Here is an 11,983-nt window from a genome sequence, read left to right as displayed (position 1 = left end):
TGATCCGCGGCTTGGTTGCAGGGCCCTTGCCCACCCACCATCGCGGGACACGCGGTGAATCCATCATCGTCGGGACCGTGCCTGGCCGTTATGTCTTCACCACGCCGACCAGCGACATCCGCAGACCGGCGACCGACCACCATCTCGTAGGAGCGCACCCGGGCGCGACCGGGCTGCCCCGGGAACGCCCCATCGCGCCCAGGTGCGCTCCTACGACACGCCGCGCCGCCCCTGTAGGAGCGCCCTCGGCGCGACAGGCTTTACCGAGACGCCCCATCGCGCCCAAGGGCGCTCCTACGGAATCGTCGGGGCCCTGCCTGGCCGTTATGTCTCCACCACGCCGACCGGCGACACCCGCAGACAGGAAGGCTCTGACGCGGCATCCATGCCGCGTCAGGTCCCGCGACGGCGGGCGGGCAAGGACCTGTCGAGATGGTCGGTGTGCACGGTGCAAGCACTGCACGAGGTACCGTTAATGCGCTTGACTGTCCTGCAGTTGCGGCCCGCATCAGCAAGCCACTGCAACCAGCGAGATAGCCCACTTTTGAAAAAACCATCGACCCACTCTCTGGTGCGGTGTCCTCGCCGCTTGCGGGACCGTGTGGCGGCATGGATGCCGCCACCGAGCCTTCAGGGACGGGTTCACGGCATGTCCCGCGAGCGGTGAGGGCACCGCGCACTCGACCGACCCGGCTCCTGACCGAAGCCAAACGCCGCTGCGAGACCAGTCGATCGCAGGTAACGCATGTCTGCTAGCAACTAGCGCCAAACGCAAATCCAACGCCACTGCCGATATGCTCGCGTCCTGCACACACGGACGTGATCGGATGGACCCTGCGACACAGCGCCGTGCTGACGACCGGCAACTCGAGCGCGTCTTGGCCATCGTGGCGGTGCTTGCCCTGCATGGCCTGTTCGCGCTGTGGCTAGTCCGCACACTGCCGATCGTCGCAACGGATCGGGAACGCGCCAATACGCCGCGAATGAGGTTGATAGTTGTGCCGCGCCCGCTGCAGACAACCAGTCCGCAGACACCACCGTCCAGCATGCTCCCCCGGTCAACCTCGCCGCTACGCGCGGCAAGCGCTGGGATAAACGCGGCGATGACTCGCAGCACGCAAGCAATGCCAGAGGCAGACATGCAGCAGCCATCAGCACGCCCATCCGACAGCACCGCTGCCACCTCCGGCACTCACTCGCAGTCGTTGAATCTTTCACTGCCGGCCACTGTCGTCGGCACGGCAGCTTCCGCACGCAATCCCATGCAACACACAGCACCGGTGGATTATCAGACAACGCGCTTTGCCAACGCCTGGACCCCGGATGGCGGCGAGATCCAGCAGACCTGGGCATTTCGTTCCAAGCTTGCTGGCGCGGCACTGTCGATGACCGGCGCACTGCGCCAACCGTGTACGCAACGCGAGCGCGATCAGCGTTTGCAGAAGTGCTTCGGCAAGCAGTATCAGGGCGACGTCGATCCGCCGGCCGCACCAACCGGACCTACCGGACCAACCGGACCAACCGGGCCAACCGGGCCAACCGGGCCAACCGATTGAAGCTGCACCAGCGTGTGCGGCTTGCGCATCTGGCTATTGGTGGCTTTTCGCGTAGACCAGCAGCAGGCGCGTTGCGCCCGCATCAGAAATACCGCGCCTGGCCACCACTACAACGACCGACCAAATCAAGCCGCAGCCGCCAACCGCGGCCGGCGTGCATCCAGGCGGAATACCGATACCGCTTCGCTCAGGTCCACCGCCTGCTCTTCCATCGCCCGTGCCGCGGCCGAGGCTTCTTCCACCAGTGCGGCGTTGCGCTGGGTGGTTTCGTCCATGTCGTTGACGGTGCGGGCGACCTGCTCGATGCCGGACGACTGTTCGCGCGATGCGGCGGAAATTTCCGCGATCAAGGTGGTGACCTGCTGCACCGACTGCACGATCTGCTGCATCGTCTGCCCGGCCTGATCCACGCGCGCGCTGCCACGCTCCACGCTGTCCACCGAAGCATCGATCAGCTGCTTGATCTCCTTGGCCGCGCCGGCCGAACGCTGCGCCAGTGCACGTACCTCCGTGGCGACCACGGCGAAACCACGGCCCTGTTCGCCCGCCCGTGCGGCTTCCACAGCCGCGTTCAAGGCCAGGATATTGGTCTGGAACGCGATGCCGTCGATGACGCTGATGATCTCGGCGATCTTCTTCGACGAGACCTCGATCTCGCCCATGGTGTCGACCACGCTGGCCACCATCTCGCCACCGCGGCCGGCGATCTCCGCGGCCGCCTGCGCGCCGCGGCTGGCCTGCTGCGCGGTGTCGGCGTTCTGGCGCACGGTGGAGGTGAGCTCTTCCATCGAGGCGGCGGTTTCTTCCAGGTTGGCGGCCTGCTGTTCGGTGCGCTGCGCCAGGTCGTTGTTGCCGGCGGCAATTTCCGCCGAGGCGGTGCGGATGGTCTGCGCGGCCAGGGTGATGTCGCCGACGATATCGGTCAGGCGCTGCACGGTGGCGTTGGCATCGTCGCGCATGCGCGCAAACACGCCTTGCTGGTTGCCGTGCATGCGCGCGGTCAGGTCGCCATCGGCGATCGCCTTGAGCAGCTGCGACAGCTCGGCCAGGTTCTGGTCCACGTTCTGCATCAGGCCGTTGACGCCGCTGACCATGGCGCGGAATTCGAACTGGTAGGCCTCTGCATTGCCGCGCGTGGCGAAGTCGCCGGCCGCAGCCGCGTCGACCAGGCCACGGATTTCGCCGTTGATCGCCGCCAGGTTGCGCTTGGTGGTGTCCATCGCCTCGGTGATCTGCGCCTTCTCGCCCGGCAGGCGCGGCATGTCCACCGACATGTCGCCGACCGCGTAATGCTGCATCACCTGCAGCATGTCGCCGATCAGACCGACCTGCGCGCCGATCAGGCCATTGGTGTCGTCGACCATGCGGCCGTACGCGCCCGGGAAGGCCTGCGCGTCCATGCGGAAACTCATCTGCCCGGCTTCGTGGCGCTGTGCCATGTCGGCCTGCGCGGTGGAGACATCCGTGAGCGTGTTGACCACCTGGCCCATGGCCTGGCCGAGCAGGCCGATTTCATCGCGATTGCTGACCGCTGCGCGCGCCGACAGATCGCCGGCCGCCACCTGGCGTGCCGCACGTGCGACGTGTTCGATCGGGCGCACGATCGAGCGACGGATCCACCAGCCCAGCACCGCCACCAGGCACAGCGCCGCCACGATGGTGGCCACCGCCGACAGCACCAGCTTGTGCTGCGCCGATTGCGAACCGGCCAGCACCGCGGCATCGGCCAGGGTCTTGCTGCGCGTCACCAGCGCGTCCAGCGTCTGGCTGGGCGCGCGGTCCTGGCCCTTGACCAGTTGGTCGCCCAGCTGGGTGTCGTAACCGGACTCGGCGAACTGGCCCAGTGCCGCTTCGTAACTGCTCTGCAAACCCAGATGCGCCCTGGCAAAGTCCTGTGCCAGCTTGCGCGCCTGCGGGTCCCGGGTGGCCTTGGCCAGCGCGGCGGTGCCTGCCTGCACCTTCCGGCCCTGCTCGCGGAAGGCGCCCAGGTGCCTGTCCAGCTGCGCCGGATCGCGCCCGCGGATCAGGACATTTTTCCATTCCTGCACCTGCAGGCGGAAATCGCGGGTGATCTCCTCGCTGCTGGAGGCCTGCGCCACCTCCGGCGGCACCTTGCCCGACAGGCTCAGCCACGCCGTACCCAACCCACCAAGGGCACACAGCAGGATGATCGACAGGCCCAGCGCGAGTGCGCCGAGCAGCTTGCTTTGCAAGCTGACGAATTTCGGGGTGGCAGCAGACATGGTGCATCCAAAGTGGGGATTGCACTGGTTATCGACTTGCGTCTGACCGATCTGAAGCGGCGCTGGCCGGCAGAATCATCGCTTGCGTGCCAGAAAGGCGGAGCACTTCCGGATTCCCTGACAGGCTTCACCCAACCGCCTGACCATCGCGCCATCCGTGGCAGCCCCGTATCCTCCCCGCGCATGACCGAGCCTGCCTTTCCGATCTCCCCCCTGCTGCCGCAGCTGCGCGACAGCCTGGCCGCCCACCCGCGGCTGGTGCTGGAAGCCCCGCCCGGCGCCGGCAAGACCAGCCAGGTGCCGCTGGCCTTGCTGGACGCGCCGTGGCTGGCCGGGCGCAGCATCGTGATGCTCGAACCGCGGCGCGTGGCTGCCCGCAGCGCCGCGGTGTTCATGGCACGCCAGCTGGGCGAGCCGGTCGGCGAGACCGTGGGCTACCGCATCCGCTTCGAGAACAAGACCTCCGCGCGCACCCGCATCGAGGTCGTCACCGAGGGCATCCTGACCCGCTTGATCCAGGACGACCCGATGCTGGAGCAGGTCGGCGCGCTGCTGTTCGACGAATTCCACGAACGCCATCTGGCCGGCGACCTCGGCCTGGCGCTGGCGCTGGACGTGCAGGCGCAGGTGCGCGAAGACCTGCGCATCGTGGCGATGTCGGCCACGCTCGATGGCGAGCGCCTGGCCGGCTTTCTCGACGCGCCGCGCCTGAGCAGCGCCGGGCGCAGCTTCCCGGTGGAGATCGCGCACTTTCCCGCGCGCCGCGACGAAGCACTGGAGCCGCAGACCCGGCGTGCGGTGGAACACGCCCTGGCCACCCATCCGGGCGATGTGCTGGTGTTCCTGCCTGGCCAACGCGAGATCGCACGTGTGCACGGTGCCCTGCAGGATGTGCTGGACCCGGCCGTGCAGGTGCTCCCGCTGCATGGCGAGCTGTCGGTGGAAGCGCAAAGCCAGGTGCTGCAGCCGGACCGGTCGGGGCGCCGCCGCGTGGTGCTGGCGACCAATGTGGCCGAGTCCTCGGTGACCCTGCCCGGCGTGCGCGTGGTCATCGACAGCGGGCTGGCGCGCGAGCCGCACTACGACCCCAACAGCGGTTTCTCGCGGCTGGACGTCACCACCATTGCGCAGGCCTCGGCCGACCAGCGTGCCGGCCGCGCCGGACGCGTGGCCAGCGGCTGGGCGTACCGGCTGTGGCCGCAATCGCAACGGCTGGAACCGCAGCGGCGCGCCGAGATCACCCAGGTGGAGCTGGCCGGCCTGGCGCTGGAGCTCGCCGCCTGGGGCAGCGCCGCGCTGCGCTTCGTCGATGCACCGCCGGCCGGCGCGCTGGCCGCCGCACACGAATTGCTGCAGCGGCTGGGCGCGCTCACCGGCAGCGGCGGCATCACCGCGCTGGGCCGGCGCATGCTCGCGCTGGGCACCCATCCGCGCCTGGCCGCGATGCTGGCGCAGGCCGGCGATGCGACCCGCGTGGCGCTGGCCTGCGACCTGGCGGCCTTGCTGGAAGCACGCGACCCGCTGCGTCAGGGCGGTGATGGGCTGGCTGCGCGCTGGCGCGCACTGGCCGCCTTCCGGCAGGGTCGCAGCGCGCACGATGCCAACCGCGGCGGCCTGGCCGCGATCGACAGCGCCGCCAGGCAATGGCGACGCCGGCTGCGCTGCGACAGCGCCCCGCCGGCCAGCGTGGAAGCGCATGCACTGGGCGACCTGCTCTCGCACGCCTTCCCCGACCGCATTGCCACACGCCACCCCAACGACCCGCTGCGCTACCTGCTCGCCAACGGCCGCAGCGCGCGCCTGTTCGACCACAGCGACCTGCGCGGCGAGCCGTGGCTGGTCGCCAGCGAACTGCGTTACGAAGCCAAGGACGCGCTGCTGCTACGCGCCGCGCCGGTGGACGAAGGCTATCTGCGCCGCAGCGTGCCGGAGCGCTTCGTGCAGCAGGACCTGGTGCAATGGGATGCGGACAAGCGCGCCCTGGTCGCACGCCGGCAATCCAGCTTCGACCGCATCGTGCTCGACAGCCGCCCGGCCGGCCGCGTCGATCCGGCGCAAGCGGCCGGCGCGCTGACCGAGGCTGTGCGTCAACTGGGCCTGGATGCCTTGCCCTGGACCGACGGCCTGCGCCAATGGCGGGCACGCCTGCAGTCGTTGCGCGCCTGGATGCCCGAGCTGGCGCTGCCCGATCTGTCCGATACGGCGCTGCTGGACACGCTGGACACCTGGCTGCGCCCGGCCTTCGCCGGCAAGACCCGCCTGGATGCGCTGGAGGAGGCCACGCTGGGCGAAGCGCTCAAGGCCGCCCTGCCGTGGGACCGCCGCCAGCTGCTCGACCGCCACGCGCCCAACCGCATCAGCGTGCCCTCGGGCATGGAGCGGCAGATCGTCTACGCCCTCGACCACGCCGGGCAGCCGTTGCCGCCGGTGCTGGCGGTCAAGTTGCAGGAACTGTTCGGCCTGGCCGAAACCCCGCGCATTGCCGACGGCCGCATCCCGCTGACCCTGCATCTGCTCTCGCCCGGCGGGCGGCCGTTGCAGGTCACCCAGGATCTGAAGAGCTTCTGGGTCACGACCTATCCGGATGTCAGGAAGGAGATGAAGGGGCGGTATCCGCGCCATCCGTGGCCCGACGATCCTTGGACTGCGACTGCAACGCACAGGGCGAAACCGCGTGGCACTTAAGGCCCTCTCACCGCGGGAGAGGGGTCGGGGCGAGGGTAAGAGCGAAGCCACGTGCGGTTGAACAACGCGAGGGCTTCGCACGTACCCGCATCCGCCCTTCGGGTCCCTTCTCCCGGTGGGAGAAGGGAAGCGACGCGCATGCGCATCGATGTGTCGTTTACCGCTGCTCAGACTCCCGCGCCCAACGCGCACCGCAGCGTTACTTAACCGCAAGCCAAACAAGCTCCACCACCGCTAACACGGTCTATACGCATCAGCCCACACACTGCGGCCCACGTACTCAGAAAGGAAACGCCTCCAATGAGCAAGCTGACTGTGATCACCGAACGCGCCCTGGAGCGTGCCCTGGAACTGGCTGGCAATGCTGGCGACCACCTGCGTCACGCCGCCTCCAATGCCGGCGACCAGGCCCGTCATGCAGGCAGCAGCCTGCGTCATTTCGGCCCGGGCGCCAGCGAATGGTTGAAGACCGGCGCAGCGCTGGGTGCCGTACGCACCGGCGGCAAGGTTGTCGGCAAAGTGGTCAAGCGCAACCCGGCCGTGACCGTGGCTGCTGCCGTCGCCGGCCTGGGCCTGATCGGCTACGCCGTGTATCGCAAGCGCCAGCGCGACCAGCAGCTCCCCGGCGGTAACGTGCACCGCCTGGATCGCGAAAACGCCGGCAATGCCAGCGCACGTCGCGCGGCCTACCAGCGTCGCGGCGCAGTGACGCCGAGCGACGGGATCGAATAAGCCCTCACGTCCAGGCAAGAATCGACAACGCCATGGCCCCGCGCCATGGCGTTGTCGTTTGTGGACGACGATGCGATCGGTGCCGGCATGCAATCAGCCAGGCATCGGCGCGAACATGCCTGAGGTCCAGGCAGAAACCGACAACACCATCGCCCCGCGCCGTGGCGTTGTCGTTTGTGGACGACGATGCGATCGGTGCCGGCACGCAATCAGCCAGGCATCGGCGCGTACGCGCGTGGTGGAGGGATGCGACGGTGCATGGACGCGTCCGTGGTCATTGCCGGCCATCCGTGATCGCTTGCCTGTCCCCGCTCGCGCCGCTGCGATCGTCATGCCTGGCGTGACGCACGACGGATCGGTGCAGCGCCGGCGTGTCGAGCGGCTCGATACGGCCATGGTCGAGGGTGGCGACCCGAACGGCCAGCTTCAGCGTCTCCTCCCGGTCATGGAACACCCGGCGGATCGTCCATCCCGGGCATGCCACCCTGCATCGCTCCGCGTTATCGATGCTGCCGAAGATGGTGCACGCGCCGTGCGCCAGGGCGACCGCTGCAGCGCCTGCATCAGGCGCCGCGCCGCGTCCTGCCCGGCCGCACGGCATGCGTCTGTTCGACGCGCCACTGTCCGGGTGCAAGCGCATCCAGCGTCCAGTCGCCGATCGCCACGCGGATCAGACGCAGGGTCGGAAGGCCCACCGAGGCGGTCATGCGCCGCACCTGGCGATTGCGGCCTTCGGTGATCTGCAGCTCCAGCCAGGCATCGGGCACGGTCTTGCGCACTCGCACCGGCGGATCGCGCGGCCACAGGTCCGGTGCCGGCTCGAGCCTGCGCACCTTGGCCGGACGGGTCGGGCCGTCGTTGAGCAGCACGCCATCGCGCAAGGCCTGCAGGTGTGCCGGCGCCGGGTCGCCTTCCACCTGCACCCAGTACGTCTTGGGCTGCTTGTGGCGCGGGTCGGTCAGGCGATGCGCCAAGGCACCATCGTCGGTCAGCAACAACAGGCCTTCGCTGTCGTGATCCAGACGGCCCGCCGCGTACACATCGGCCGGCAGGCCGAACTCGGCCAGCGTGCGTTTGGGCGGCTGCGAGCGGTCGCTGAATTGCGACAGCACGCCATAGGGTTTGTTCAACAACACCAACATGCCAATCCTGTTGCGCAAGGTCGTTGCAGGACACACGCGTGGCGTGTGAGGTCGTGCATCAAGTTGACGAGGTCGCGCCACGCACGACAGGTGGTGCACGGCACCTGCCGGCAACGGCATTGAACGCTGCTGCAGCGAGCGGCGCGACGCGGGCGGTTCTACGTCATTGGCCGATTGCGTGCGAACCCCGCAGCGTCGGCCTGGCTGGCCATCATTACGTTGCCCGCGCCATCCATGCGGTCGTGCGCCTGGCCGTGCCGTCATCGGATGCCGTGCGTCATCCCGGCAGCGACGCGCCGCAGCGGAAAGCCAAAGACCTGCAGGCCGACGCGCGATGCGTCGGCCTGCAGGCGGTGCCTCACTGCTTGACGAACTTCAAGGTCATGCGGTCGCTCTCGCCGATTGCCTTGTACTTGGCAGCGTCGGCCTTGTCGTGGCTGTTGCTCGGCGGCAACGTCCACACGCCACCGGGATAGTCCTTGGTGTCGCGCGGATTGGCGTTGACCTCGCTCTTGCCGGCCAGCTTGAACCCGGCTGCCTCGGCCATCGCGATCAACTGCGCCTGGCCGACATAGCCGCTCTTGTCGTCGGCCGGCACGTCGGCCTTGGCACGGTGCTCGACCACGCCGAGCACGCCGCCGGGCTTGAGCACCTTGTAGAAGCCGGCAAACATCGCCTCGGCATTGCCGCCCATGCGCCAGTTGTGCACGTTGCGGAAGGTCAGCACCAGATCGGCCGAATTGTCCACGCCGAACGAGGGCGTCTTGGGCACATAGGAGACGAACGACGGCTTGCCGTACACCTCCGGCCTGGCGGCGAATTTCTTCTCCAGCTCGTCGCGTCCGCGCTGCGCCGAATCACGCCCGCGGCCCTCCGGCACGGCGGCCGGGTCCACCACCGCGGCAACATACTTGCCCTTGTCGCGCAGGTACGGCGCCAGGATCTCGGAGTACCAGCCGCCGCCCGGGGTGATTTCGATGACGGTCTGGGTCGGCTTGATGCCGAAGAATGCCAGCGTCTGGCCCGGATGACGATAGACATCGCGCTGCACGTAGACGCGATCGCGCCAGTTGCCGTCGATGGCTTTCTGCAGCGCCGCATCGGGCGCCGGCAGGCTGGCGCTATCGGCCGGTTTCATTGCCATTGCCAGTGGCGCGCTCATCGCCACTGCCATCCCCACCACACATGCACACACCAGCTTGTTGCGGATCATCGCAGCGCCCTTTACGGGAAAAAGTAGCGCGAGCCTAGCACGCGGCCCGACGCCTGCCATGTACAGGGAGACGTACGCTGCGCCACGCTTCGCATCGGGCGCAGCGGGCGACATGTTCAAACGACGTGAGCCGATGAGCGCGATCTGCGGAACGCTGAATCCACGCAGGTGTCACACGCAACTTCGACACGCATGACTATGCTGTCGGCAGTTCGAAACAGGAGCCTTCGTGATGACCCACTCCCGCGCGCTGGGCCGCTCCGGCCTGCAGGTTCAACCGATCGTGTTCGGTGGCAATGTGTTTGGCTGGAGCGCCGACGAGGCGACCTCGTTTGCGTTGCTCGATGCCTTCGTCGATGCCGGTTTCAATCTGGTCGACACCGCCGATGCCTACTCCGGCTGGGTGCCGGGCAATCGCGGTGGCGAGTCGGAAACCATCATCGGGCGCTGGCTCGCGCGCAGCGGCAAACGCGACAAGGTGTTGATCGCCACCAAGGTGGGCAAATGGAGCGAGCATCCGGGCCTGTCGCCTGAGAACATCGCCGCTGCGGTGGACGACTCGCTGCGCCGTCTGCAGACCGATGTGATCGATCTGTACCAGGCGCACGAAGATGACGCATCGATTCCGCTGGAAGCCACGCTGGCCGCATTCGGCCGCTTGATCGAGCAGGGCAAGGTGCGCGCAATCGGCGCCTCCAACTACAGCGCCGCCCGCCTGCGCGATGCGCTGGATGTTTCCGAGCAGTACGCCCTGCCGCGTTACGAAAGCCTGCAGCCGGAATACAACCTCTACGACCGCGCCGGCTACGAGGCAGAGCTGGAGCCGCTGGTGCGCGAACACGCGCTCGGCGTGATCAGCTACTACTCGCTGGCCAGCGGCTTTCTGACCGGCAAGTACCGCAGCGCCGACGACGCCGGCAAGAGCAGCGCGCGCGGTGCCTCGGTGGTCAAGCAATACGTCAATCCGCGCGGCCTGCGCATCCTGCAGGCGCTGGACGACCTGGCTGCCACGCACAGCGCCACGCCGGCCCAGATCGCGCTGGCCTGGCTGATCGCGCGCCCGGGCCTGACCGCACCGATCGTCAGCGCCACCAGCGTGACCCAGTTGCACGATGTGCTGGCCGCTGCGCGGCTGTCGCTGAGCGCCGATCAGATTGCGCAGCTCGATGCCGCGAGCGCTGCCGAGCCGGCCGACGCCGCCTGACGCATCCGGTCGCACCTCGCACGCACCGCAAGGACGGACAAACGTCTTCCCACGCGCAGCCGCCAGCGTGGCTGTGCCCCCGGCCGCCTGTGCGCGGCCCTTTCCGCAAGGACTCCCATGACATCGATCACCAACCGCCGCATCGTGCTGGCCTCACGCCCGCACGGCGAGCCGAGCGCCGACAATTTCCGCAGCGAAGAGGTCGCCCTGCCACCCACCGGGCACGACCAGATCCTGGTGCGCAACCGCTTCCTGTCGCTGGACCCGTACATGCGCGGACGCATGGACGACGGCCCGTCCTACGCCGCACCGGTGGAGATCGACGCGGTGATGGAAGGCGGCACCGTCGGCGAAGTACTGGAATCGCACCATGCCGACTACCAGCCCGGCGACCTGCTGGTGCTGCCCGGCGGTTGGCAGAGCCACAGTCTGCTCACGCCCACCACGCCGCTGCGCAAGCTGCCCAAGGACGATGCCCTGCCGCTCAGTACCGCGCTCGGCGTGTACGGCATGCCGGGCTTCACCGCCTATGCCGGCCTGCACGAAATCGGCAAGCCGCAGGCCGGCGAAACCCTGGTGGTGGCGGCGGCCAGCGGCCCGGTCGGTGCCACCGTGGCCCAGCTGGCGCGTCTGCAGGGCTTGCGCGTGGTGGCCATCGCCGGTGGCGAGGAAAAGGTGCGGTATCTGCGCGAGGTATTGCGCGTGGATGTGGCGCTGGACCATCGCGCCGACGACTTTGCCGAGCAACTGCGCGCAGCCACCCCGGACGGCATCGACATCTACTTCGAGAACGTCGGCGGCAAGGTCTTCGACGCGGTACTGCCGCAATTGAACGACTTCGCACGCATCCCGGTCTGCGGCGTGATCGCCACCTACAACAGCCGCGGCCAGGCCTCGCCGGGGCCGGATCGGCTGCCGGAGTTCATGGGCCAGGTACTGCGCAAGCGGCTGACCGTGCGCGGCTTCATCCAGCATGACTTCATCCGCCTGATGCCGGCCTTCCTGCGTGAGATGGGCCAGTGGCTGCGCGATGGCCAGATCCACTATCGCGAGCACGTCCTGCACGGCCTGGACAGCGCCCCGCAGGGCCTGATCAGCCTGCTGCGCGGCGAAAACTTCGGCAAGGCCGTCGTCGCCCTCGACTAGCTCGACTCGCAGCGCCGGAGACGCTCCCCGCTTTTACGATTCCCCATTCCCGATGACCCAAG

The 11,983-nt window shown here is 68.2% G+C and carries 9 protein-coding genes; 5 read left to right on the top strand and 4 right to left on the bottom strand.

Annotated features, from left to right (window positions below):
• The first annotated feature begins 827 nt into the window (after positions 1–827).
• Positions 828–1,556 (top strand): hypothetical protein, encoded by a 729-nt coding sequence (locus tag C0541_RS05280; RefSeq protein ID WP_238601285.1) that lies wholly within the window; start codon positions 828–830, stop codon positions 1,554–1,556.
• 125 nt (positions 1,557–1,681) lie between these two features.
• On the opposite strand, the gene C0541_RS05275 is transcribed toward C0541_RS05280, so the two are convergent.
• Entirely contained in the window at positions 1,682–3,799 is a 2,118-nt protein-coding gene (locus C0541_RS05275) for a methyl-accepting chemotaxis protein (protein WP_161959894.1), read from the bottom strand.
• Between the two features lie 183 nt (positions 3,800–3,982).
• On the opposite strand from C0541_RS05275, the gene hrpB reads away from it, so the two are divergent.
• A complete protein-coding gene (gene hrpB / locus C0541_RS05270) occupies positions 3,983–6,484 on the top strand; it encodes an ATP-dependent helicase HrpB (RefSeq protein ID WP_115046416.1) in 2,502 nt (833 codons plus the stop codon).
• Positions 6,485–6,784: 300 nt separating this feature from the next.
• Entirely contained in the window at positions 6,785–7,216 is a 432-nt protein-coding gene (locus C0541_RS05265; protein WP_115046412.1) for a hypothetical protein, read from the top strand.
• Positions 7,217–7,490: 274 nt separating this feature from the next.
• On the opposite strand, the gene C0541_RS20995 is transcribed toward C0541_RS05265, so the two are convergent.
• The 3 genes from C0541_RS20995 to C0541_RS05250 all read right to left on the bottom strand — a co-directional run bounded on the left by C0541_RS20995 (position 7,491) and on the right by C0541_RS05250 (position 9,571).
• Entirely contained in the window at positions 7,491–7,670 is a 180-nt protein-coding gene (locus C0541_RS20995; protein ID WP_153064959.1) for a hypothetical protein, read from the bottom strand.
• A gap of 109 nt (positions 7,671–7,779) precedes the next feature.
• Positions 7,780–8,358 carry a pseudouridine synthase gene (locus tag C0541_RS05255; RefSeq protein ID WP_115046407.1) on the bottom strand — a complete coding sequence of 193 codons (579 nt, stop codon included), beginning with the start codon at positions 8,356–8,358 and terminating at the stop codon, positions 7,780–7,782.
• Between the two features lie 358 nt (positions 8,359–8,716).
• On the bottom strand, positions 8,717–9,571 hold the full coding sequence (locus tag C0541_RS05250; protein WP_115046405.1) for a class I SAM-dependent methyltransferase: 855 nt from the start codon (positions 9,569–9,571) through the stop codon (positions 8,717–8,719).
• A gap of 232 nt (positions 9,572–9,803) precedes the next feature.
• Here C0541_RS05250 and C0541_RS05245 point away from each other — a divergent pair, with 232 nt between their 5' ends.
• On the top strand, positions 9,804–10,775 hold the full coding sequence (locus C0541_RS05245) for an aldo/keto reductase (RefSeq protein WP_115046402.1): 972 nt from the start codon (positions 9,804–9,806) through the stop codon (positions 10,773–10,775).
• A gap of 117 nt (positions 10,776–10,892) precedes the next feature.
• The gene (locus C0541_RS05240) at positions 10,893–11,921 is read left to right on the top strand and encodes an NADP-dependent oxidoreductase (protein ID WP_115046400.1); all 1,029 of its coding nucleotides are present in this window, start codon (positions 10,893–10,895) and stop codon (positions 11,919–11,921) included.
• Positions 11,922–11,983 lie beyond the last annotated feature (62 nt).

The sequence above is a fragment of the Xanthomonas arboricola genome (assembly GCF_003353015.1).
Taxonomy (GTDB): domain Bacteria; phylum Pseudomonadota; class Gammaproteobacteria; order Xanthomonadales; family Xanthomonadaceae; genus Xanthomonas; species Xanthomonas arboricola_E.
This window is presented reverse-complemented; position numbering and strand designations above follow the sequence as displayed.

Bases quoted from the DNA above. Each gene is read 5' to 3' on its own strand.
- C0541_RS05280 (WP_238601285.1), top strand. From the start codon at position 828: ATGGACCCTGCGACACAGCGCCGTGCTGACGACCGGCAACTCGAGCGC.
- C0541_RS05275 (WP_161959894.1), bottom strand. From the start codon at position 3,799: ATGTCTGCTGCCACCCCGAAATTCGTCAGCTTGCAAAGCAAGCTGCTC.
- hrpB (WP_115046416.1), top strand. From the start codon at position 3,983: ATGACCGAGCCTGCCTTTCCGATCTCCCCCCTGCTGCCGCAGCTGCGC.
- C0541_RS05265 (WP_115046412.1), top strand. From the start codon at position 6,785: ATGAGCAAGCTGACTGTGATCACCGAACGCGCCCTGGAGCGTGCCCTG.
- C0541_RS05255 (WP_115046407.1), bottom strand. From the start codon at position 8,358: ATGTTGGTGTTGTTGAACAAACCCTATGGCGTGCTGTCGCAATTCAGC.
- C0541_RS05250 (WP_115046405.1), bottom strand. From the start codon at position 9,571: ATGATCCGCAACAAGCTGGTGTGTGCATGTGTGGTGGGGATGGCAGTG.
- C0541_RS05245 (WP_115046402.1), top strand. From the start codon at position 9,804: ATGACCCACTCCCGCGCGCTGGGCCGCTCCGGCCTGCAGGTTCAACCG.
- C0541_RS05240 (WP_115046400.1), top strand. From the start codon at position 10,893: ATGACATCGATCACCAACCGCCGCATCGTGCTGGCCTCACGCCCGCAC.